Source organism: Methylobacterium sp. WL120 (genome assembly GCF_008039465.1).
GTDB lineage: Bacteria > Pseudomonadota > Alphaproteobacteria > Rhizobiales > Beijerinckiaceae > Methylobacterium > Methylobacterium cerastii.
In genome coordinates, this window is record NZ_VRUT01000031.1 from 12640 (window position 1) to 34806 (window position 22167).

Sequence of the window (22167 nt, forward strand, 5' to 3'; positions counted from 1 at the left end):
CCGTATGTGGCACGGACTCGAGCACGTCTTCGTCGAGCAGAGCCTGGTCGCGGCCTTCGCGGTCGTCGGGGCGCTGATCCTGGTCTCGAACGTCGCCGCGAAGAAACTGACCAACGGGCGGGTGCACGGCTCGGCCATCGCCATCGTGCTCGGCCTGGCGCTCGCCTACGTCGGCGGCGTGTTCACCGGCGGCAAGAAGGGGCTGGCCGACATCCCGGCGCTCGCCGGGATCGGCCTGATGGGCGGGGCGATGCTGCGCGACTTCGCCATCGTCGCCACCGCCTTCGAGGTGGACGTGGTCGAGGCGCGCCGGGCCGGCCTCGTCGGCGTGCTGGCGCTGGCGCTCGGCACGCTGCTGCCCTTCGTCGTCGGCACGCTGACGGCGGTGGCCTTCGGCTACCACGACGCGGTCTCGATCACGACGATCGGCGCGGGCGCGATCACCTACATCGTCGGCCCGGTCACCGGCGCGGCGCTCGGCGCCGACTCGACGGTGATGGCGCTGTCGATCGCCACCGGCGTGACCAAGGCGGTGGGGGTGATGGTCGGCACGCCGCTCGTCGCCAAGCTGATCGGCCTCGACAACCCGCGCTCGGCCATGGCCTATGGCGGGCTGATGGGCACGGTGAGCGGGGTCGCGGGCGGCCTCGCCGCGACCGACCCCAAGCTCGTGCCCTAGGGCGCGCTGACCGCGACCTTCCACACCGGCATCGGGTGCCTCGTCGGCCCCTCGGTGCTGTTCCTCATCGTGCGGGCGATCGTGGGTTGAGACGGCCCCTCACATGACGGGAGATCCATGGACGCGGGCGAGGCCACCGAGGAGCGGACGCTGATCTCCGAGCGCATCCGCGACGCGCTCAGCGACGCCATCGCGGCGGGCGAGCTCGCCGCCGGCACGGTCTTGGACGAGCAGACCCTGGCCGACCGCTTCGGCGCCTCGCGCACTCCCGTGCGGGAGGCCCTGCGTCAGCTCGCCTTCGGCGGCCTGGTGGAGCAGCGACCGCGCCGCGGCATGGTCGTCGCGCGGATGACGCCCGAGCGGATCATGGACATGTTCGAGGCGACAGCCGAGGTCGAGGCCCTGTGCGTGCGGCTCGCGACCTACCGCATGCGCCCGCTCGAGCTCAGCGCCCTGATGGACCTCCACCATCGCTCCGGCGCGGCGGTCGAATCCGGAGACCTCGACGCCTACGACGGCCTGAACCGCCAGTTCCACGAAGGGCTCTACGCCGCCACCCACAACGGGTTCCTCGCCGAGCAGGCGCTGGCGATCCGCACGCGGCTCTCGGCCTTCCGCCGCACCCAGCTCCGCCAGGGCGACCGCATCCGGCATTCCCATGGCGAGCACGGCGCGATCCTCGCCGCGATCGCGGAGGGCGACGGCGAGGCGGCGGCGCGGCGCATGCGGGCGCACATGCTCAACGCCGCCGGCGCGCTCGGACGCTACATCGCCGAACACGCCTGACGGGTGAGACCCGGCTCAGCCGGCGGCGCGGCCCTCGGTGATCCGGCGGAGGTGGTCCAGGATCTCCCGGCGCTGCTCGGCGCGGTCGAGGGTCGCCCAGAGGCGCAGCAGCTCGACGCTCTCGGCGATCCGGTCGCCCTCCTCGCAGCCACCGAAGAACGCCGTCGCCGGGATGCCGAGCGCCGTCGCGAGTTCCTTGAGCACCGGGTTCCCGGGGCGCCCCGTCTCGTCGTCCGCTGTCAAAGCGTTCCCCTACGAGTCTTTCGTTCCGGCCGGGAGGCGTCGGCCGGCATCGCCCGGCGCCGACCGCCCGGCAAAGATTCCACGGAAACCGGCGCTCCCGGCAAGGGGCGATGGTCGGTTCCCGTGACACCGAAGCGGCTGGTGCCGGCTCAGCCTTCCTTGAAGCCGTATTCCGGCACGCCGTCCTCGCTGCCATAATACTTGTAGGGCAGGAACTTGCCCGACATGCCGAGCTTGACGCGGTCGCCCTTGTTGTTGGCCTCGCGCTCCATGGTCATGTTGAAGTCGATCGCCGACATGATGCCGTCGCCGAACTCCTCCTGGATCAGCTCCTTGAAGGTGGTGCCGTAGACCATCACCAGCTCGTAGAACCGGTAGATCAGCGGGTCGGTCGGCGGCAGCGAGGGGATCGAGCCGCGATAGGGCGCCTCGTTCAACATTCGCTCCTCGGATTCGGTGAGCCCGAACAGGGCGGCGGCCTTGGCGGCCTGCGCCTTCGGCAGCTTCATCTGACCCATGCAGGCGGCGGTGATCAGGATCGGCGACAGGCCGCCGATCTCGTCCTGGATGAACTTCCAGGTCCAGCCCTTGTCGCGCTTGATGTCGAGGAGCTTTTCGGTGAGGTCTTCGCGCTTCATGTCGGACATCCCTCGGGCTTGCAGGATCGGTCTGGCCCGGCGATCGAGCCGGGCCGGCCACGAGCTTGCGCAAGCGATGTGCCAGCCGGACGCCTTCCAAAAAGCTTCGCTGAGACAGAGCTTTGGCCCACGATGGGCAGACCACGAGATTTCGTGTACCATGAGATCTCGTGGCCATACCACGAGATGTCGTAGCGGGTGCGGTGACTGCCTTGGGTGATGCGACCGACGATCTCGGACCCGTCTTCGAGCAGCACCGCGAGGCGATGCTGGTGATCGAGCCGGAGGCCGACCGGATCGTCGACGCCAACCCCGCTGCAGCCCGGCTGCTCGGCTACGACCGGGCGGCGCTCCGCGCGATCGCGGCGAGCGCGTTGCATCCCGGCCAGCGGACGGCGCTGATCGTGTTCACGGAAGCCGCCTTCGCCAACGGGCAAGGGTGGTCGCAGGCGCTGGAACCGCGCCACGCGGACGGGCGCAGCCTACGCCTGGAATATGCCGGGAGCCCGCTCGCCGGCGACCCGCTGCGGCTGCTCGTGACCCTGTCCGACCTCGAGGCCCGCGGGCGCCGGGTCGTCGACGGGCAGGCCGACGACCACATGCGGGCCGGCGTCGCCGAATGGCAGCGGGTCGAGCGGATCTTCCGCGACATCGAGCGCGAGAACCAGCTGATCCTGCGGGCCGCGGGCGAGGGCATCTACGGCGTCAACGCCGACGGGGCGACCACCTTCGTCAACCCGGCGGCCGAGCGCATGCTCGGCTGGCGCGCCGCCGACCTCGTCGGCAAGGACATGCACGCCACCGTGCACCACACCCATCCCGGCGGCACGCCCTACCCGCACCGCGACTGCCCGATCTACGCGGCCTTCCGCGACGGCGCGGTGCACCAGGTCGAGGACGAGGTGTTCTGGCGGCGCGACGGCACCGCGTTCCCGGTCTCGTACACTTCGACGCCGATCCGGGACCGCGGGCGGCTGCTCGGCGCCGTCATCGTGTTCCGCGACATCAGCCAGCGGCGCGAGGCCGAGGAGCGGCTGCGCAGCGCGCTGGCCGAGGTCGACTCCCTACGCGAGCGGCTGGAGCTGGAGAACGCCTACCTCAAGGAGGAGATCCGGCAGGAGCGGCACCACCAGGGCATCATCGGCCGCTCGCCGGCCATCGCGGCTACGCTGCGGCAGGTCGACCTCGTGGCCGGCACCGACGCCACCGTGCTCGTCACCGGCGAATCCGGCACCGGCAAGGAGTTGATCGCGCGGGCGATCCACGAGGCCAGCCGCCGACGCGACCGGCCGATGATCCGCGTGAACTGCGCCGCCGTGCCGCGCGAGCTGTTCGAGAGCGAGTTCTTCGGCCATGCCCGAGGCGCCTTCACCGGCGCCCTCCGGGACCGCGTCGGGCGCTTCGAGCTCGCCGACGGCGGCACGCTGTTCCTCGACGAGGTCGGCGAGATCCCCCTCGACCTCCAGGGCAAGCTGCTTCGGGTGCTGCAGGAGCGCTCGTTGGAGCGCGTCGGCGAGGCGCGCACCCGCGCCGTCGACGTCCGCCTCGTCGCCGCCACCAACCGCGACCTGCGCGAGGAGGTGCGCCGGGGGCGGTTCCGCGAGGACCTGTACTTCCGCCTCAACGTCTTTCCCCTGGCCGCGAGCCCGCTGCGCGAGCGGCCGGAGGACATCGCGTCGATCGCCCAGCACTTCCTCAAGGGCGCCGCCCGCCGCCTCAACATCCCCGAGCCGCGCCTGACCGAGGGCGACGCCCGCCGGCTCGCCCGCTACGCCTGGCCCGGCAACGTGCGCGAGTTGGAGAACGTGATCGAGCGCGCGGCCATCCTGGCGGTGCGCGGCCGCCTGCGCTTCGACCTGCCGGAGACCGAGCCGCCGCGCCGGGCCGACGCGGCGGCACCCACCCTCCCCGCCGACCGGCCGCCAACGGAGGCCGACCGCCGGGCCCGCGACCGCGCCGAGATCGCCGCCGCCCTGGCGCTGACCGGCGGCAAGGTGTTCGGCCCGGGCGGCGCCGCCGAACTGTTGGGCCTGCGCCCGACGACCCTGGCCTCGCGGATCAAGGCCATGAGAATCAAAGAGACCGGACTGAAGGAGACCGGGAACGGCCGTTAACCGCCCCGCAACCGCGGCCGCGTCCAGTGGCGAGCTGCGTTCGAAGCGGGCGCGTGTCGCGAGGAAGACCGTATGCCCACCTCAGCCGCGACGGACGCCGCCCTCTTCGCGATGCCGGGCGACGCCGCCGTGCGCGACGCCGCCCACGCCTGGAGCCGCAGCCTCGCGGCCGAGCGGCGGATGTCGGACAACACGGTCGAGGCCTACGAGCGCGACCTGCGCCAGTTCCTGCACCACCTCGACGCCCGCGCCGGCACGCCGACCATCGCCGCGATCGTCGCGCTGAAGCCGCGCGACGTCCGCGCCTTCATGGCCGCGCGCCGTGCCGACGACGTCGGCGGGCGCTCGCTGATGCGGGCGCTGGCGGGCCTGCGCTCCTTCGCCAAGTACCTGGAGCGCGAGGGCCACGGCACCGTGGCGGCGCTCGGCGCCGTGCGCTCGCCCAAGGTCGAGCGGCGCCTGCCGCGGCCGCTGCCGGTGGCCGCCGCCCGTGCGCTCACCGAGACGTCCCTGCGGGCCGACGAGGATCGCGAGCCCTGGATCCTGATGCGCGACGCGGCGGTGCTGGCGCTCCTCTACGGCGCGGGCCTGCGCATCTCGGAGGCGCTCGGGCTGACGCGGCGGGATGCGCCGGTGCCCGGCATCGATGCGGTGACGGTACTCGGCAAGGGGGCGAAGCAACGGATGGTGCCGGTGCTGCCGGTGGTGGCCGAGGCGGTGGCGGCCTACCTCGCCGCCTGCCCGCACCCGCTTCCGGGCGACGGCCCGCTCTTCGTCGGCGCCCGCGGCGGTCCGCTCTCGCCGCGGATCATCCAGTACGTCGTCGCCCGGGCGCGCGGCGGCCTCGGGCTCCCCGACAGCGCGACGCCGCACGCCCTGCGACATTCCTTCGCGACCCATCTCCTGGCGCGCCAGGGCGAGCTTCGGGCGATCCAGGAGCTGCTCGGCCATGCCTCGCTCTCGACGACGCAGCTCTACACTAAGGTCGATGCGGCCCGGCTGATGAGCGCCTTCGACGCGACCCACCCGCGCGCAGGCCGACACCCGCCACGGAGGACCGCGCAAGACTTGATTTAAGTTACAAACACCTTTTAGTGCGGTCGAAAGACCAGCTGCCTATTCCTCGGACAATTAAGCTTGCCGAGAGGATTACACTCTACGCTTGTGCGATCGTGACGGGACAGGCGAGAACCATGGCGGACGGACACGCCGGAATAGGAGAGGCGACGCGGGCGCTGCAGGCCGGCGCCGTGCTCATCGCCGACCGCGACGCCCGTCGCCGGGCCGAACTTGCGGCTGTGGTGGCGCGCTTCAATCCCGGAGCCACGGTCGTCGAGACGGACTCGGGCGAAACGCTGATCGAGCTCGCCCTCGCTCACAAGCCGGCCCTGGCCTTCGTCGGCCTTCAGCTCGAAGGCTTGAGCGGCCCGGAGGCGGTGGCGGTGGCGCGCAAGCGCGGCGCGGCCCTGCCCTGCCTCGTGCTGATCGCCGCCCGCGTCTTCGCACAGTGGCAGGAACTCGCGGTGTCGCTCGGCGCCTACGAGGTGCTGAAGGTGCCCCTCGACACCGACCACATCGAGAGCCTGCTGCACGCCGACGCCCGGCGCCGGCAGTCGACGCGCATCCTTCTCGCCTCCTCGTCGGATGCGGCGCGTGCGGCGATCGGACGGGTGCTCGGGCGCAGCGGCTTCGCCCTGGAGATCGACGAGACGGATTGCGGCCGCCACGCGTTTAAACTCCTCAAGAGCGACGCCTACCCCCTCGCCTTCGTCGACGTGAAGCTCGGCGGCATCGACGGCCTCGAGCTCGCTTGCCAAGTGCAGCCGCTGGGCCTTTCGACCCATCTCACCGTGCTCACCACCGGCGATCCCGAGCCGATCGCCCAGGCGGCGCGCTACTTCGGCGCCGCCTTCGTGCTGCGGATGCCGTTCCACGCCCGCGACATCGACCTCGCGCTCCATCACGCGTTCGGCCTGCGGCGGCCGTACCTACTGAACGCGATCACCGCTCCGCCGGCCCCGACCGCCCTGTTGCGCATCGCCGCCCTCGCCCCGCACCGCCGCTCGGCCTGAGCGGAGGGCAGGGACAAACAGGAGGCGCGGCTGCGCGATCCTCAGACGTGGATCGCGCGCTTGCCGACCGCGAGCGCGGCTTCCTTCACCGCTTCCGTCAGGGTCGGGTGGGCGTGGCAGGTGCGGGCGATGTCCTCGGCCGAGGCCCCGAACTCCATCGCCACCGCCACCTCGGCGATGAGGTTGCCGGCGTCGGCGCCGACGATGTGGACGCCGAGCACCCGGTCGCTCGCGGCATCCGCCAGCACCTTCACGAAGCCCTCGGTGGTGCCGTTGGCCTTGGCCCGGCCGTTGGCGGTGAACGGGAATTTGCCGCTGTTGTAGGCGATCCCGTCCTTCTTCAGCTCCTCCTCGGTCTTCCCCACCGAGGCGACCTCCGGGTAGGTGTAGACCACGTTCGGGATCACCGCGTAGTTCACGTGGCCCGACTGGCCCGCCAGGATCTCGGCCACCGCGACGCCCTCGTCCTCGGCCTTGTGGGCGAGCATCGGCCCGGCGATCACGTCGCCGATGGCGTAGATGCCGGTGACGTTGGTGGCGTAGTGGCTGTCGGTCTCGATCCGGCCCTTGTTGTCGAGGCGGACGCCGACCCCGTCGAGGCCGAGCCCCTCGGTGTAGGGCACGCGGCCGATGGCCACGAGCACCACGTCGGCCTGGATCGTCTCGGCCGCGCCGCCCGCCGCCGGCTCGACGGTGACCGTGGCGGCGCCGTCAGCCACCGCGACGCCGGTGACCTTGGTCGAGAGCTTAAAGGCGATGCCCTGCTTGGCCATGATCCGCTGGAACTGCTTGCCGACCTCGCCGTCCATCCCCGGCAGCACGCGGTCGAGGTACTCGACCACGGTGACCTCGGCGCCGAGCCGACGCCAGACCGAGCCGAGCTCGAGCCCGATCACGCCGGCGCCGATCACCAGGAGCCGCTTCGGCACGGCCGCGAGTTCGAGCGCGCCGGTGGAGGAGACCACGATCGTCTCGTCGATCTCGACGCCGGGCAGGCGCGTCACGTCCGAGCCGGTGGCGATGACGATGTTCTTGGTCTCCAGCATCTGGTTGCCGCCGTCATCGGACGTGACCTCGACGCGGCCTGCGCCGGCGATCTTGGCGGTGCCGTGGAAGGTCTCGACCTTGTTCTTCTTCAGGAGGAACTCGACGCCCTTGGTGTTGCCGGCGACGCCCTCGGCCTTGAAGCCCTGCATCTTGGCCAGGTCGAGCTTGACCGTGCCGACGTCGATGCCGAGGTCGGGGAAATGCTTCGTCGCCTCCTCGAACGCCTCCGAGGCGTGCAGCAGCGCCTTCGACGGGATGCAGCCGACGTTGAGGCAGGTGCCGCCATGGGTCGCGCGCTTCTCGACGACGGCGGTGCGCAGGCCGAGCTGCGCGGCGCGGATGGCGCAGACATAGCCGCCGGGGCCGGTGCCGATGACGACGAGATCGTAGGTGCTCATGGGTCTGTTCGTTCCTGCATTCGCGTGCGGCGACCGCCGGGGCGGGTCGCTGCCGGGTTCATTCGTTCGTCGGCGTCACCGGCCGCCCGAGACGTCGAGGATTGCGCCGGTGGTGTAGGCCGCCTCGTCGGAGAGCAGCCAGAGCACCGGGGCGGCGACTTCGTCGGCAGTGCCGGCGCGCTTCATCGGCACGCCCGGCCCCATCGCGGCGGCCTTGTCGGGCGTGCCGCCGCTGGCATGGATCTCGGTGTCGATGATGCCGGGTGCCACCGCGTTCACCCGGATGCCGGCATCCGCCACCTCGCGGGCCAGCCCGATCGTGAAGCTGTCGATCGCCCCCTTCGAGGCGGCGTAGTCCACGAACTGTCCGGCTCCGCCCAGCCGCGCCGCGATCGACGAGACGTTGACGATGGCACCGCCGCGTCCTCCGGCCTTCGTCGACATCCGCCGCACCGCCTCGCGGGCGCAGAGGAACGAGCCGACGACGTTGGTCGCCATCATGCGATGGAGGCGGGCTGCACTCATCTCGGACACGGGTGCAGGCAGATCGACCACGCCCGCGTTGTTGACCAGCGCCGTAACGGTCCCGAGACGGTCGGCGGCCTCGAACAGGGCGACGATTTCGGCCTCCTCCGCCACGTCGCAGCGCACCGCGACGGCCTGCCCGCCCTCGGCTTCGATCGCCGCGACCGCCGTCGCGGCGGCCTCCGCGTCGGAGACGTAGCTCAGGCAGACGCGGTAGCCGCGCTTCGCCGCCAGCAGCGACACCGCACGGCCGATGCCGCGCCCGCCGCCGGTGACGACGACGACCTTTTTCGCGAAGTCCGTCACGAGGCGATATCTGCCGGGGACTCGATCGCATCGCGCAGCCGACTGCGGTCGATGTAGTCCGGCAGCACCGTGCGTGCATCGGTTACGGCACTGGCCAGTTGCTCGACCGTGAGGTTCTTCGCACCGGTGAGGTCCGCGCCGCGTAGGATCGTCCCGACCAAGCGGGCACCTTCAAAATTCGATCGGGTAAAACGCGCGTTGCTGGCATCCGCGCCGGAAAGCTCAGCACCGCGAAGGTCGGCGTTGCTGAGATCGGTCCGCCGGATGAAAGCACCGCGCAGATTGAGTATGGGACGATCTCTAGGCGACAGGCTTGTCATCGTCCGCAATCCTCATGCGCAGGGTCGCCATGATGGCTTGAACGTCGACCGGTGGATCCAAGTCCCGATAATCCGCCTGCCGTTCCCGCAAAATCGCTTGCAGCAGTTCGAACACTGGATTGGCTAGGTCGGAAAAGTCTCTTCCTATCTCACGTAAGACGTAGATCGCGGCGAGGCGCACCTCAAGGCGCTCGTCGCCGAGCTGTCCGGCGGCTCGGTTGAACAGCTCCGTCACGTGAGCGCGTCGGGCCAGTTCCGGTGTAAGCGTCCACCACGCGAGGATCACGCCGCCGAAGGCCGCAAGCGCAAGGCCGGCGTTCCGGACGATCTCCGAAACGAGGATCCAAGTTTGCATCCGGCCGCGTCCAGAAGCCTACGCCTCCGTTCACAGGTCCAGGACGAGCCGCGCCGGATCCTCCAGCGCCTCCTTCACCCGCACCAGGAAGGTCACCGCCTCCTTCCCGTCGACGATGCGGTGGTCGTAGGAGAGGGCGAGGTACATCATCGGCCGCGCCTCGATCTTGCCGTTGCGGACCACGGGACGCTCCTCGATGCGGTGCATCCCGAGGATGCCCGATTGCGGCGCGTTAAGGATCGGGGTCGACATCAGCGAGCCGTAGATGCCGCCGTTGGTGATGGTGAAGGTGCCGCCCTGCATCTCGTCGATGGAGAGCTTGCCGTCGCGGGCCTTCTTGCCGAAGCTCGAGATCGTCTTCTCGATGCCGGCGATCGACAGGTCGTCGGCGTTGCGCACCACCGGCACCACGAGGCCCTTGTCGGTCCCGACGGCGATGCCGATGTGGTAGTAGTTCTTGTAGACGAGGTCCTGCCCGTCGATCTCCGCGTTGACCGCCGGCACGTCCTTGAGCGCGCCGATCACCGCCTTGGTGAAGAAGCCCATGAAGCCGAGCTTCGTGCCGTGCTTCTTCTCGAAGATGTCCTTGTACTGGCTCCGCATCGCCATCACGGCCGACATGTCCACGTCGTTGAACGTGGTCAGCATCGCGGCGGTGTCCTGCGCGTCCTTGAGACGGCGGGCGATGGTCTGGCGGAGCTTCGTCATCCGCACGCGCTCCTCGCGGGCGGCGTCGTCCGGCTTCGAGGCCGGGCGCGGCGGCGTCGGGCGCGCCTCCTTGGCCGGGGCGGGGGCCGTCTGCGCGGGGCCCTTCGATGACTGGTCGCCCTTCGCGATCGCGCCGAGCATGTCGCCCTTGGTGACGCGGCCGTCCTTGCCGCTGCCGTTCACGCTCGCCGGATCGATGCCGGATTCGCGGGACAGCTTGCCCACCGCCGGACCGTTGTCGTCGGCCGAGCGGGCGGCTGGGGGCGCCGCGTCGCCGTGGTTGCCGTAGCCGGCGGCCGACTCCTTGGCCGGCGCCGCCTCGACCGCCTTCGCGTCGGGGGCGGACGCCTTCGCTGCCTCGGTGTCCTTCTTCGGCGCGGGCTTGGCGGCCCCGCCGCTCGCCTCGACGATCGAGCCGAGGAGCGCGCCCGGCTCCACCGTCTCGCCGTCCTTGACCAGGATCTCACCGAGCTCGCCGGCGGCCGGGGCGTTGACCTCGAGGGTCACCTTGTCGGTCTCGAGCTCGACCAGGGGCTCGTCGGCCGCGACCATGTCGCCCGGCTTCTTGAACCAGCGGCCGATGGTGGCCTCGCTGACGGATTCGCCGAGCGTCGGGACGAGGATGTCGGTTGCCATGTTTCTCACGCCGGATCGGTTGGGCCGTACCGGACGGCCGGGATAGGGTGCGGCGGCCCATCAGGAGCCGCCGCGTCGTCGAAAGGTCAGACCGCGAGGGCCTCGTTGAGGAAGGCCTGGAGCTGCGCCTGGTGCTTCGACATCTGCCCGACGGCGGTCGAGGCGGAGGCCGGGCGGCCGACGTAGCGGGCGCGCTTCACCGCGGAGCCGGCCTGGCCGAGCACCCATTCGAGGTAGGGCTCGACGAAGGCCCAGGCGCCCATGTTCTTGGGCTCCTCCTGGCACCACACCACCTCGGCGTTGCGGAAGCGGCCCATCTCGTTCGCCAGCGCCTTGAGCGGGAACGGGTAGAGCTGCTCGACGCGCAGCAGGTAGACGTCGTTGACACCGCGCTTCTCGCGCTCCTCGAACAGGTCGTAGTAGACCTTGCCCGAGCACAGCACGACGCGGCGGACCTTGTCGTCGCGCACCAGCTTGACGCCACCCTCCTCGTGCTCGGCGTCGTCCCAGAGGATGCGGTGGAAGGTCGAGCCCTCCGCCAGCATGTCGAGGCTCGACACCGCCCGCTTGTGGCGCAGCAGCGACTTCGGGGTCATCAGCACCAGCGGCTTGCGGAAGTCGCGCTTCAGCTGGCGCCGCAGGATGTGGAAGTAGTTCGCCGGCGTGGTGCAGTTGGCGACCTGCATGTTGTCCTCGGCGCAGGACTGCAGGTAGCGCTCCAGGCGCGCGGACGAGTGCTCCGGGCCCTGGCCCTCGTAGCCGTGCGGCAGCAGCATCACGAGGCCGGACATGCGCAGCCACTTGCGCTCGCCGGACGCGATGAACTGGTCGATGACCACCTGCGCACCGTTGGCGAAGTCGCCGAACTGCGCCTCCCACAACACGAGGGCGTTCGGTTCGGCCGCCGAGTAGCCGTACTCGAAGCCGAGCACCGCCTCCTCGGAGAGCATCGAGTTGATGACCTCCAGCGGCGCCTGGCCCTCGCGGATCGCGTTCAGCGGCGTGAAGCGCTGCTCGTTCTCCTGGTCGATCACCACGGCGTGGCGCTGCGAGAAGGTGCCGCGTTCGACGTCCTGGCCCGAGAGCCGGACGCGGTTGCCGTCGAGCATGGTCGCACCGAAGGCCAGAGCTTCCGCCGTCGCCCAGTCGATGCCGACGCCGGTCTCCACCGCCTTGGCGCGGTTGTCCATGAAGCGCTGGATCGTCCGGTGCAGGTGGAAGCCGGGGGGCGCCTGGGTGATCTTGCCCGCGATCTCGCGCAGGGTCTCGGCCGGCACGCCGGTGCGGCCGCGGCGCGGGTCGTCCACGTCCTCGTGCACGGCCTTGAAGCCGGACCAGCGCCCGTCGAGCCAGTCGGCCTTGTTGGCCTTGTAGGTGCCGGCGACCTCGAGTTCGGCGTCCAGGATCGCCCGGAACTCGGCCTTGCGGGCGTCGTAGGCCTCCTGGCTCAGGGTGCCGTTCTCGATCAGCTTGCGGGCGTAGCTCTCCAGCACCGAGGTGTGCTTGCGGATGCGCTGGTACATCTTCGGCTGGGTGAAGGCCGGCTCGTCGCCCTCGTTGTGGCCGAAGCGGCGGTAGCACAGCATGTCGATCACGACCGGCTTGCCGAACTTCTGGCGGTACTCGACGGCGACCTTGGTGGCGAAGGTCACGGCCTCGGGGTCGTCGCCGTTACAATGGAAGATCGGCGCCTCGACCATCTTCGCCACGTCGGACGGGTAGGGCGACGAACGCGAAAAGCGCGGATCGGTGGTGAAGCCGATCTGGTTGTTGATGATGAAGTGGATCGAACCGCCGGTGCGGTGGCCCTTCAGGCCCGAGAGCCCGAGGCACTCCGCGACCACGCCCTGGCCGGCGAAGGCCGCGTCGCCGTGGATCAGCAGCGGCATCACGCTGGCGCGCACCACGTTGGGCTTGGCGCGCTGGTCCTGCTTCGCGCGGACCTTGCCGAGCACGACGGGATCGACGATCTCGAGGTGCGACGGGTTGGCGGTGAGCGACAGGTGGACGTTGTTGCCGTCGAAGGCGCGGTCGGACGAGGCACCGAGATGGTACTTCACGTCGCCCGAACCCTCGACCTCGGCCGGCGAGGCCGAGCCGCCCTTGAACTCGTTGAACACCGCCCGGAAGGGCTTCGCCATCACGTTGGTGAGCACGTTGAGGCGGCCGCGGTGGGCCATGCCGAGTACGATCTCGCGCACGCCGAGCGCGCCGCCGCGCTTGATGATCTGCTCGAGGGCCGGGATCATCGCCTCAGAGCCGTCGAGGCCGAAGCGCTTGGTGCCGGTGTACTTGAGGTCGAGGAACTTCTCGAAGCCCTCGGCCTCGATCAGCTTGTTGAGGATCGCGCGGCGGCCTTCCGGCGTGAACGAGATCTCCTTGTCCTTGCCCTCGATGCGCTCCTGCAGCCATGCCTTCTCCTCGGGATCGGAGATGTGCATGAACTCGACGCCGAGCGTCTGGCAGTAGGTCCGCTCCAGGATCGCGACGATCTCGCGGATCGTGCCGAATTCCAGCCCGAGCACGTTGTCGAGGAAGATCGGCCGGTCCCAATCGGATTCGAGGAAGCCGTAATGCTGCGGATGCAGCTCCTCGTGGTCGCCGCGGGGCGCGAGGCCGAGCGGATCGAGCTTGGCGTGCAGGTGGCCGCGCATGCGGTACGAGCGGATCAGCATGATCGCGCGGACCGAATCCTTGGTCGCCTGTTCCACCGACACGCCGGTCCGGGTGGTGACCGCGAGGCCGTCGGCGGGCTTGCCGGGCCTCTGCTCGGCCTTCTCCGCGCCCTTGGCGAGGATCTTCTCGCCGACCGCCTTCTCCAGGGTCGCCCAGTTGCCGTCGAGGGCCGAGACGATCTCGCCGTTGGCCGGAACCGGCCAGTTCGGCTTGGTCCACGAGGCGCCGGCGGCGTTCTTCTCGACCAGGGTCTCGTCCTCGCCGAGGCCCTTGAAGAAGGTCTGCCACTCGGGGTCGACCGAGGACGGGTTGCGGGCGTAGGCCGCCTGCAGTTCCTCGATGTAGGCGGCGTTGCCGCCATAGAGGAACGAGGTCTCCAGCAGCGCTTCGTTCACGTCCTGGCGTGCCATCGGCGGGTCATCCTGTCCTTGCGGGCTCTCCGCCGGCGCGCGAGAGCCGCGTCATCGCGCGGGAGGCGCCTCCGCTCGGGGAGGCTCGGGCCGCGCTGCGATTCCTCGCAGGCGCGCGAAGCGGCGCCTCGTCGTCCATCATATGGCGTCACGGGCTTGCGTGCGCTGCAACACAGCCGCGCGCGGGGTCATACGCGCGCGGCTGTCACTGGGTTTCAGCCCTTGAGGACCTCGACGAGCGTCGAGCCGAGGCGCGCGGGCGAGGGCGAGACGCGGATGCCCGCGGCCTCCATCGCCGCGATCTTGTCCTCGGCGCCGCCCTTGCCGCCGGAGATGATCGCGCCGGCGTGGCCCATGCGGCGGCCCGGAGGCGCGGTGCGGCCGGCGATGAAGCCGACCATCGGCTTCTTGCGGCCGCGCTTGGCCTCGTCGGCCAGGAACTGCGCCGCCTCCTCCTCGGCCGAGCCGCCGATCTCGCCGATCATCACGATCGACTTGGTCTTCTCGTCGGCGAGGAACAGTTCCAGCATGGAGATGAACTCGGTGCCCTTCACCGGGTCGCCGCCGATGCCGACCGCCGTGGTCTGGCCGAGGCCCGCGGTCGAGGTCTGGAACACCGCCTCGTAGGTCAGCGTGCCCGAGCGCGAGACGATGCCGACCGAGCCCGGCTTGAAGATGTTGGCCGGCATGATGCCGATCTTCGATTCGCCCGCCGTGACGACGCCGGGGCAGTTCGGCCCGATCAGGCGCGACTTCGAGCCTTCCAACGCGCGCTTGACCCGCACCATGTCGAGCACCGGGATACCCTCGGTGATGCAGACGATCAGCGGCATCTCCGCCGAGATCGCCTCGCAGATCGCGTCGGCCGCGCCCGGCGGCGGCACGTAGACCACGGACGCGGTCGCGCCGGTGGCCTCGCGGGCCTCGCCGACCGTGTCGAAGACCGGCAGGCCGAGGTGCTTGGACCCGCCTTTGCCCGGCGAGGTGCCGCCGACCATCTTGGTTCCGTAGGCCATCGCCTGCTCGGAGTGGAAGGTCCCGTTCTTGCCGGTGAATCCCTGGCAGATGACCTTGGTGTTCGCGTCGATGAGGATGGACATGGTGCTTCAGCCCTTCTTCACGGCGGCGACGATCTTCTGCGCGGCGTCGTCGAGGTCGTCCGCCGGGATCACGTTGAGGCCGGAGCCGCTGATGATCGCCTTGCCTTCCTCGACGTTGGTGCCCTCGAGGCGCACGACGAGCGGCACCTCCAGGCCCACCGCCTTCACCGCCGCGATCACGCCGCGGGCGATGACGTCGCACTTCATGATGCCGCCGAAGATGTTGACCAGGATGCCCTTCACCTGCGGGTCGGCGGTGATGATCTTGAAGGCCGCGGTGACCTTCTCCTCGGTCGCGCCGCCGCCGACGTCGAGGAAGTTGGCCGGCTCCTCGCCGTAGAGCTTGATGATGTCCAGCGTCGCCATGGCGAGGCCTGCGCCGTTGACCATGCAGCCGATCGTGCCGTCGAGCGCGATGTAGGCGAGGTCGTACTTCGAGGCCTCGATCTCCTTGGCGTCCTCCTCGGTCTCGTCGCGCAGCGCGACGATGTCGGGGTGACGGTAGAGCGCGTTCGAATCGAACGAGATCTTGGCGTCGAGGCACTTGAGGTGGCCGTCGCCGGTGAGGACCAGCGGGTTGATCTCGAGCATGCTCATGTCCTTGGCCGTGAAGGCCGCGTAGAGCTTGTTCGTGAGGTCGGCGGCTTCCTTGGCCTGGGGACCCGTGAGGCCGAGCGCCTTGGCGACCGCGCGGCCGTGGTGGGGCATGATGCCGGTGGCCGGATCGACCGAGAAGGTGACGATCTTCTCAGGGGTGTCGTGGGCCACCGTCTCGATGTCCATGCCGCCTTCCGTCGAGACGACGAACGCGACCTGGCCGGTCTCGCGGTCGACCAGCATCGACAGGTAGAACTCGGCCGCGATCTGCGCGCCTTCCTCGATGTAGAGCCGGTTGACCTGCTTGCCGGCGTCTCCGGTCTGGATCGTCACCAGCGTCTGCCCGAGCATCTCGCCGGCGAACTGCTTCACCTCGTCGATCGACTTGGTGACGCGCACCCCGCCCTTGGCGCCGGCCGAAGCCCCCTTGAAGGTGCCCTTGCCGCGGCCGCCCGCGTGGATCTGGCTCTTCACCACCCAGACCGGGCCGCCGAGCTCCTTGGCGGCGGCCTCGGCCTCCTCGGGCTTGAAGATCGCGACGCCCTTGGAGACGGGCAGCCCGAACTCCTTCAGCACCGCCTTGGCTTGGTATTCGTGGATGTTCATCGAAGGACCCTCTCCGTCATTCCGGGGCGCCGGAGGCGAGCCCGGAATCCAGAGCCGCTGTCGCGGCAAACTGGAGCACCACCTGTGGTTCTGGATCCCGGGCTCCGCTTCGCGGCCCCGGGACGACAAACGTCGTGGCTCAGGCGAGCGCGGGATTCACCGTCTTGCAGGCCTCGATCAGCGTGTTCACCGCGCCGACGGACTTGTCGAACATCGCCTTCTCGGCCGCGTCGAAGGTCACCTCCAGCACGCGCTCGACGCCGTTCTCGCCGATCACGACGGGGACGCCGACATACATGCCGGAGATGCCGTACTGGCCGTCGAGGTAGGCGGCGCAGGGCAGCACCCGCTTCTTGTCCTTGAGGTAGCTCTCCGCCATCGCGATGGCGGAGGCCGCCGGCGCATAGAAGGCCGAGCCGGTCTTGAGCAGGTTGACGATCTCGCCGCCGCCCTTGCGGGTGCGCTCGACCATGGCGTCGAGCTTCTCCTGGGTCGTCCAGCCGAGCTTGACCAGGTCGGTCAGCGGCACGCCGGCCACCGTCGAGTAGCGGGTCAGCGGCACCATGTCGTCGCCGTGGCCGCCGAGCACGAAGGCGGTCACGTCCTCGACCGAGACCTTGAACTCCTCGGCCAGGAAGTGGCGGAAGCGGGCGGAATCGAGCACGCCGGCCATGCCGACCACCTTGTTGGTCGGCAGGCCGGAGAACTTCTGCAGCGCCCACACCATCGCGTCGAGCGGGTTGGTGATGCAGATCACGAAGGCGTCCGGCGCGTTCTCCTTGATGCCGGTGCCGACGGCCTCCATGACCTTCAGGTTGATCCCGATCAGGTCGTCGCGGCTCATGCCGGGCTTGCGCGGCACGCCGGCGGTGACGATCACCACGTCGGCGCCCTTGATCGCCGAATAGTCGCTCGCGCCGGAATACTTGGCGTCGAAGCCGTCGACGGGCGCCGATTCGGCGATGTCGAGCGCCTTGCCCTGCGGCACGCCGTCGACGATGTCGAACAGCACGACGTCGCCGAGTTCCTTCAGACCGGCGAGGTGCGCCAGCGTTCCGCCGATCTGGCCGGCGCCGATGAGCGCGATCTTGCTGCGTGCCATGTCCGAGACGTCTCCAGCTATGCGTGAAAGGTGAGGCGCGGCCTGCGGGCGGCGCGACGTTCGAAATCCGACTCGAAGCGGCGCCAGAAGCGGCGGTTTTTCCTGCGCGGCTGTGTGGCCGAAAAGCACCGCTCCATCAACCCGATGGAGTCGGGCCTAGCAGGGTTCGGGCCAGGAGGGAGGCGCGGCGCAAAACGAAAAGCCCTCGAAAAGCCAAGCTTTCCGAGGGCGTTGCGAGCGGAACGATGCCGCCGGCGATGCGCTATGACAGATTCGAAAACCTGTCATTCCGCTCAGAGGATGCCGGCGCGCAGCACCCTTTGGATCGCGTGGATGACCGCACCGAAGCGGGCGTCGACGAGGTCGCGCGGCACCTCGGCGTCGTGCTGAATCGCCAGCGGATGGGTGAAGCGGTAGCTCGCGTCGAAGATGTAGGCGATGGCGCGTTCGCGGTCGCGGGCCGAGAAGGTGCCGGTGGCCATGCCCTCCTCGATCACCCGCTCGACCAGGCTGCGCAGGCGCACCCGATGGCGGCGTGCGATCGGCCGGGCGGCGACGGTGGCGTCGAGGTGGACCGCGAACAGGTTCGGCTCGTCCTGGAGCGCGTCGCGCTGCAGGGCGGCGAGCGCGGTGAGCAGGCGCTCGATCTTGTCGTCGGCCGGGTCCGGCGCGTCGGCGATGCCGGCCAGCCGGGTCTCGATGTCGCGAAGCCAGCGGCCGGCGACGGCGTCGAGCAGGGCGTCCTTCGAGGGGAAGTAGCGGTAGACGTTGGCGTGGGTCATGCCGGCTTCGGCCGCGACCGCGACGACGGTGACGCGCTTGGGCCCGAGCCGAGCCAGGTGTTCGGTGGCGATCCCGAGCAAGCGCACGTCGGCGGAGATGGGGGCCACCCGGGAACGGGCGGCCGCCGGGGTGCGGGCCGGGTTGTCCGGATCGGCCGGAGGTCGGTTCGCCGCGGGCGGCGCCTTGGCGGCCGGCTCGACGGCGGACTGCTCTTCGGAGCGCGGCGTTAAATCCGGCTGGAGGAAGGGAAGCGGAAGGCGTGAGGACGAAAGGTGGTAAGGCGAGACGGACCCCCATCTGACCGAAAGAAGCGGGAACACGCTTCCGTTGACGTCGAGACTCCCTTGAGGAGCCTATCGATCAAGACGGTTGAGCGCCTGTCGAACGTCGTATGTTCACTTCTCTTTGAGAACGCAACAAAATTTCCTTGAAAACCTGTGCGTCAGAAGCGGTTCTTCCAATCTCGCAGCGCAACAAAAACTGTTGCGGGGTCAATGTCTTCACCGAAGCCGACCGCCGACTTGAGTGCCGGCAGGTTGCAGCGCAGGAACGGGTTGGTCGCCCGCTCCTCTGCCATCGTGGAGGGAACCAGAAAGCCGCCGGTCGACTTGAGCTCTTCGGCTTCCCGCATACGTTGCAGCAGGTCGGCGTTGCCGGGCTCTGCTGCGGCTGCGAAGCGGGCATTGGACAGCACGTAGTCGTGCCCGCTGAACACGCGCGTCGCGTCGGGCAGCGGCAGGAACCGCTCCAGCGAGCGCCACAGGATCTCGGGCGGGCTTTCCATCACGCGGCCGCAGCCGAGGGTGAACAGGGTGTCGCCCGAGAACACGATTCCCGAATCGGCGAACCAGTAGGTGACGTGGTCGGCGCAGTGCCCCGGCGTCTCCCAGACCTCGGCCGAGAGGTCGCCGACCCGGACGGTGTCGCCCTCGGACACCGTGACGTCCACGTCGGGGATCGCCGCGCCGGCCTTCGCGGGCGCCGTCACGCGGGCGCCGGTGGCGCGCTTGACTTCGGGGATGCCCTCGATGTGGTCGCCGTGGCGATGGGTGACGAGGATGTCGGTGAGATGCCAGCCGGTCTCCTTCAGCATCGCCAGGACGGGGGCGGCCTCCGGCACGTCGATCGCCGCGCAGGCGCCGGTGGCGGGGTCGCGCATCAGCACGCCGACGTTGTCGCTGCGGCACAGGAAGGTGCGGATTTCGGGCACTGTCGCCATGAACGCGTCTCCGGGCTGGCGCCCCCACCGGGCGCCTTCCGCGGTGAACGGGTGCCGAAACCGGGGGGTTCCCCGCCGCGCGAGGCCGCAAGTCGCCCTTCGCGCCTTGCCGCGGCGATGGCACGGCCCCATTGAATCCGCATCGCCGGCCGCCGGCTCACACGAACGCCGCCCCGCCTCACGCCCATGCGCCTCGACGTCACCGACCTGCGGGCCTTCTACGCCACGCCGCTGGGCGCCACGACGCACCGGATCGTCGCCCGCACGCTCCACGGCTTCCTGGGCTCGGTCTCGGGCCTGCGCGTGCTCGGGCTCGGCTACGCGGTGCCCTATCTCGGGCCGGTGCACTGCATCGCCGAGCGGACGCTGGCCTTCATGCCGGCGACGCAAGGGGTGGTGAACTGGCCCGGCGCCGGCCGCTCCTGCTCGGCGCTGGCCGACCCGACCATGATGCCGCTGCCCGACGCGGCGATCGACCGGGTGATCCTGGTGCACGCGCTGGAGGCGGTGGAGAGCCCGACGGAACTCCTCAAGGAGGTCTGGCGCACCCTGACCCCGGGCGGCCGGATGATCCTGGTGGTGCCCAACCGCCGCGGGGTCTGGGCGCGGCGCGACGCGACGCCGTTCGGCCACGGCCAACCCTACAGCCGCTCGCAGCTCGGCCGGCTGATGCGCGACACGCTGTTCTCGCCGGAGGGCTGGGCCGAGACGCTGTACATGCCGCCCCTGCGCTCGCGGGTGATGCTGCGGACCGCCGGCGCCTGGGAGCGCGTCGGGACCGGCCTCTCGCTGCCCTTCGCCGGCCTCCACGTGGTGCATGCCACCAAGCAGCTCTACCGCCCGATCGCCGTGCAGCAGGTCCACCGCGCCCGCCGCCTCGCCCCCGCCCGGGTGCTCGTGCCCGCGCCCGCGCCGGGGTGAGGGGTTTTCCGCCGCGATGATGTCGCGCGGAGGCACGGGTTCGCCGTAGACAGGCGCCTCCCGGCGGGGGATGCGGAATGACGAACGGGACGCTCGCGTTCCGTCCATCGGGTTCAGGCATCGTGCCGGCTGCGGAAATCCGAGAGGCACATGCCATGAGCGGAAGGCACATGCCATGAGCGGAAGGCACATGCCATGAGCGACGAAGCATGAGCGTCGAAGCGGCCATCCAGCAGTTCCTGCTCGCGCTTTCGAGCCTGTTCTCGATCGTGAACCCGCTCGGCGGGGCGCTGATCTTCGCGCAGGTGACGGCGGGGCACAGCCACGACGACCGGGTCTGGCTCGCCGGCCGGATCGGCGGGTACGCGCTGCTGATCATGCTGGCGGCGCTCTGGGCCGGCGCGCCGATCCTCAACTTCTTCGGCGTGTCGCTCGGCGCGCTGCGGATCGCCGGCGGCCTCGTCGTCGGCGCCTCCGCCTGGGGACTCCTCAACCGGCCGGAGGCGCGCGAGGCCCGCAAGCAGGCCGAGGTCTCCTCGACAACGGGCCAAGGGGCGACCGCCCAGGCCGCGAACCAAGGGGCGGCCGCCCAGGCTGCGAGCCAAGAGGCGACGGCCCAGGCCGCGAACCAAGAGGCGACGGCGCAGCCTGCGAAGGCGGCGTCCGTCAAGACGGTCGAGCCGACGCCGGCGGACGGCCAGAAATCCGTCGACCCGCTGTCCGAGATCGCGTTCTTTCCGCTCACCCTGCCCTTCACCACGGGGCCGGGCACCATCGCGGTGGCGATCACCCTCGGCTCGAACCGCCCGGCGCTGATGGCCGACCGGCTCGGCTTCTACGTCGGCGTGTCGCTGGCCGCGCTCGGCGTCGCCGCGACGGTGGCGCTGATCTACGCCTCGGCCGACCGGGTGGTGAGCCTGCTCGGGCCGATTGGCGCGCGGGTGCTCGGCCGGCTGTTCGCGTTCCTGCTGCTCTGCGTCGGCACGCAGATCACCATCAACGGGGTGATCGACGTGTTCGGGCCGCTCCTCGCCGCGCGCTGAGACGCCCCCGTCAGCGTGCGACCTTGGTCCGCGCCAGACCTTCGATCCGGTCGAGCCAGCGTTCGAGGCGCGCCCGGTTGCCGCCGGCGTCGAGCACCCCGAATTGCGGGCAGGCGTAGAGGACGAGCGTGGAGCGGCCCTCGCCGGCCCCGACGATCGCGACGGCGACCGTATCCGGTAGCCGCAGCCATTCGGAGCGGACGACGTAGCGATCCTCCTCGGCCCAGCGGGCCTGGAAGGCCAGCTCGGTGCGCGGCTCCTCGGCCGCCACCTGGGCGACGATGGCGCGCAGGCGATCGCCCGGGACCGGCAGCACCGGCGGCACCCGGTCGGAGGCGGCGCGGCACTGCCCGGGCGGGCAGGCGAGCGCATCGCCCGGGCGGCGCGTCAGGGTCGCGAAATCGACCGCGCCGCGATCGGGCGCCCCGAACAGCAGCCACAGATCCTCGATGCCGCCGGGCTCGGGTCCCTGCGCCACCAGCACGCCGCCGACGAGCGCGAGCCCGCCCAAGGCCAGCGCACCGACCGCCCTCCCCCACCGCACCGTGATCCTCCGCGCCTTCGTCCCGAGCGCTTCGCTCTAAACGAAAACGGCCCCCTCGCGGGGGCCGTTCGCCACATCCGTCGCGTCGATCCAATCAGATGACGGGCGCCGAGAACAGTGCGCCGTACATCGCGGCGTGGCCGACGTAGTAGAGCGTGAGGAAGCCCGTGAGCGCCACCGTGTAATAGGCCGGAGCCAGCGCCACGTCGCGGCGGCGGACGGCGATGCGGGCGTCGTCGGCGGCGATGGCGACCAAGACCACGATGATCCCGGAATGGCCGATGGCGTCGACCTTGCCGAACTCGAACACCGCGGAGACGAAGATCGCGGCCAGGATGA

Annotated in this window: 20 protein-coding genes and 2 pseudogenes; 7 read left to right on the top strand and 15 right to left on the bottom strand. The window is 70.2% G+C overall.

Translation table 11 applies throughout. From position 1 onward, the window contains the following. The first annotated feature begins 4 nt into the window (after positions 1-4). Positions 5-769 (top strand): annotated as a pseudogene (gene madM, locus FV229_RS08655) (malonate transporter subunit MadM). A 27-nt stretch (positions 770-796) separates the two neighbouring features. Next, on the top strand, positions 797-1465 hold the full coding sequence (locus tag FV229_RS08660; protein ID WP_147751572.1) for a GntR family transcriptional regulator: 669 nt from the start codon (positions 797-799) through the stop codon (positions 1463-1465). A 15-nt stretch (positions 1466-1480) separates the two neighbouring features. Here FV229_RS08660 and FV229_RS08665 read toward each other — a convergent pair whose 3' ends face one another. Further along, positions 1481-1708 (bottom strand): hypothetical protein, encoded by a 228-nt coding sequence (locus tag FV229_RS08665; protein WP_147751573.1) that lies wholly within the window; start codon positions 1706-1708, stop codon positions 1481-1483. Positions 1709-1857: 149 nt separating this feature from the next. Beyond that, positions 1858-2346: a cyanase gene (gene cynS, locus FV229_RS08670; protein WP_147751574.1), complete on the bottom strand. Its 489-nt coding sequence runs from the start codon at positions 2344-2346 to the stop codon at positions 1858-1860. Positions 2347-2558: 212 nt separating this feature from the next. Between cynS and FV229_RS08675 the strand changes: the two genes are divergently transcribed. The 3 genes from FV229_RS08675 (at position 2559) to FV229_RS08685 (ending at position 6532) form a co-directional block, all read left to right on the top strand. Then, positions 2559-4460, top strand: coding sequence for a sigma 54-interacting transcriptional regulator (locus tag FV229_RS08675; RefSeq protein ID WP_281406704.1), 1902 nt, complete (start codon positions 2559-2561; stop codon positions 4458-4460). Positions 4461-4532: 72 nt separating this feature from the next. Continuing rightward, on the top strand, positions 4533-5537 hold the full coding sequence (locus tag FV229_RS08680; protein ID WP_147751575.1) for a tyrosine recombinase XerC: 1005 nt from the start codon (positions 4533-4535) through the stop codon (positions 5535-5537). Positions 5538-5653: 116 nt separating this feature from the next. Beyond that, the gene (locus tag FV229_RS08685) at positions 5654-6532 is read left to right on the top strand and encodes a response regulator (RefSeq protein WP_147751576.1); all 879 of its coding nucleotides are present in this window, start codon (positions 5654-5656) and stop codon (positions 6530-6532) included. A gap of 41 nt (positions 6533-6573) precedes the next feature. Here the strand turns inward: FV229_RS08685 and lpdA are convergent, their stop codons facing one another. The 11 genes from lpdA to gloB form a co-directional block, all read right to left on the bottom strand. After that, positions 6574-7977 (bottom strand): dihydrolipoyl dehydrogenase, encoded by a 1404-nt coding sequence (lpdA, locus tag FV229_RS08690; RefSeq protein ID WP_147751577.1) that lies wholly within the window; start codon positions 7975-7977, stop codon positions 6574-6576. 75 nt (positions 7978-8052) lie between these two features. Continuing rightward, entirely contained in the window at positions 8053-8808 is a 756-nt protein-coding gene (locus tag FV229_RS08695) for an SDR family oxidoreductase (protein WP_147751578.1), read from the bottom strand. Continuing rightward, positions 8805-9128 carry a pentapeptide repeat-containing protein gene (locus FV229_RS08700; protein WP_147751579.1) on the bottom strand — a complete coding sequence of 108 codons (324 nt, stop codon included), beginning with the start codon at positions 9126-9128 and terminating at the stop codon, positions 8805-8807. Before FV229_RS08700 ends, FV229_RS08695 begins: the two co-directional genes overlap by 4 nt. Further along, positions 9109-9483, bottom strand: a complete 375-nt coding sequence (locus FV229_RS08705) for a hypothetical protein (RefSeq protein WP_246688108.1) — start codon at positions 9481-9483, stop codon at positions 9109-9111. The genes FV229_RS08700 and FV229_RS08705 overlap by 20 nt, the downstream gene beginning before the upstream one ends. A 30-nt stretch (positions 9484-9513) precedes the next feature. Continuing rightward, complete coding sequence (odhB, locus tag FV229_RS08710; RefSeq protein ID WP_147751580.1) at positions 9514-10827, bottom strand: 2-oxoglutarate dehydrogenase complex dihydrolipoyllysine-residue succinyltransferase; 1314 nt, start codon at positions 10825-10827, stop codon at positions 9514-9516. A gap of 86 nt (positions 10828-10913) precedes the next feature. Further along, positions 10914-13913 (bottom strand): 2-oxoglutarate dehydrogenase E1 component, encoded by a 3000-nt coding sequence (locus tag FV229_RS08715; RefSeq protein WP_147751581.1) that lies wholly within the window; start codon positions 13911-13913, stop codon positions 10914-10916. Between the two features lie 215 nt (positions 13914-14128). Then, positions 14129-15013: a succinate--CoA ligase subunit alpha gene (gene sucD, locus FV229_RS08720; RefSeq protein ID WP_147751582.1), complete on the bottom strand. Its 885-nt coding sequence runs from the start codon at positions 15011-15013 to the stop codon at positions 14129-14131. 6 nt (positions 15014-15019) lie between these two features. Next, positions 15020-16216 (bottom strand): ADP-forming succinate--CoA ligase subunit beta, encoded by a 1197-nt coding sequence (gene sucC, locus FV229_RS08725; RefSeq protein ID WP_147751583.1) that lies wholly within the window; start codon positions 16214-16216, stop codon positions 15020-15022. A gap of 139 nt (positions 16217-16355) precedes the next feature. After that, a complete protein-coding gene (mdh, locus tag FV229_RS08730) occupies positions 16356-17318 on the bottom strand; it encodes a malate dehydrogenase (protein WP_147751584.1) in 963 nt (320 codons plus the stop codon). A gap of 293 nt (positions 17319-17611) precedes the next feature. Continuing rightward, a complete protein-coding gene (locus tag FV229_RS08735; RefSeq protein WP_243932769.1) occupies positions 17612-18208 on the bottom strand; it encodes a TetR family transcriptional regulator in 597 nt (198 codons plus the stop codon). 335 nt (positions 18209-18543) lie between these two features. After that, positions 18544-19311, bottom strand: coding sequence for a hydroxyacylglutathione hydrolase (gloB, locus tag FV229_RS08740; protein ID WP_187275097.1), 768 nt, complete (start codon positions 19309-19311; stop codon positions 18544-18546). Between the two features lie 195 nt (positions 19312-19506). On the opposite strand from gloB, the gene FV229_RS08745 reads away from it, so the two are divergent. Continuing rightward, complete coding sequence (locus FV229_RS08745) at positions 19507-20241, top strand: class I SAM-dependent methyltransferase (protein ID WP_147751586.1); 735 nt, start codon at positions 19507-19509, stop codon at positions 20239-20241. Between the two features lie 209 nt (positions 20242-20450). Next, entirely contained in the window at positions 20451-21284 is an 834-nt protein-coding gene (locus FV229_RS08750) for a MarC family protein (RefSeq protein ID WP_147751587.1), read from the top strand. A 10-nt stretch (positions 21285-21294) separates the two neighbouring features. Here the strand turns inward: FV229_RS08750 and FV229_RS08755 are convergent, their stop codons facing one another. Together FV229_RS08755 and FV229_RS08760 are read right to left on the bottom strand one after the other, a co-directional pair. Continuing rightward, a complete protein-coding gene (locus FV229_RS08755; protein WP_187275096.1) occupies positions 21295-21828 on the bottom strand; it encodes a DUF1499 domain-containing protein in 534 nt (177 codons plus the stop codon). A gap of 94 nt (positions 21829-21922) precedes the next feature. Then, positions 21923-22167, bottom strand: a pseudogene (locus tag FV229_RS08760) (hypothetical protein); the annotation flags it as partial.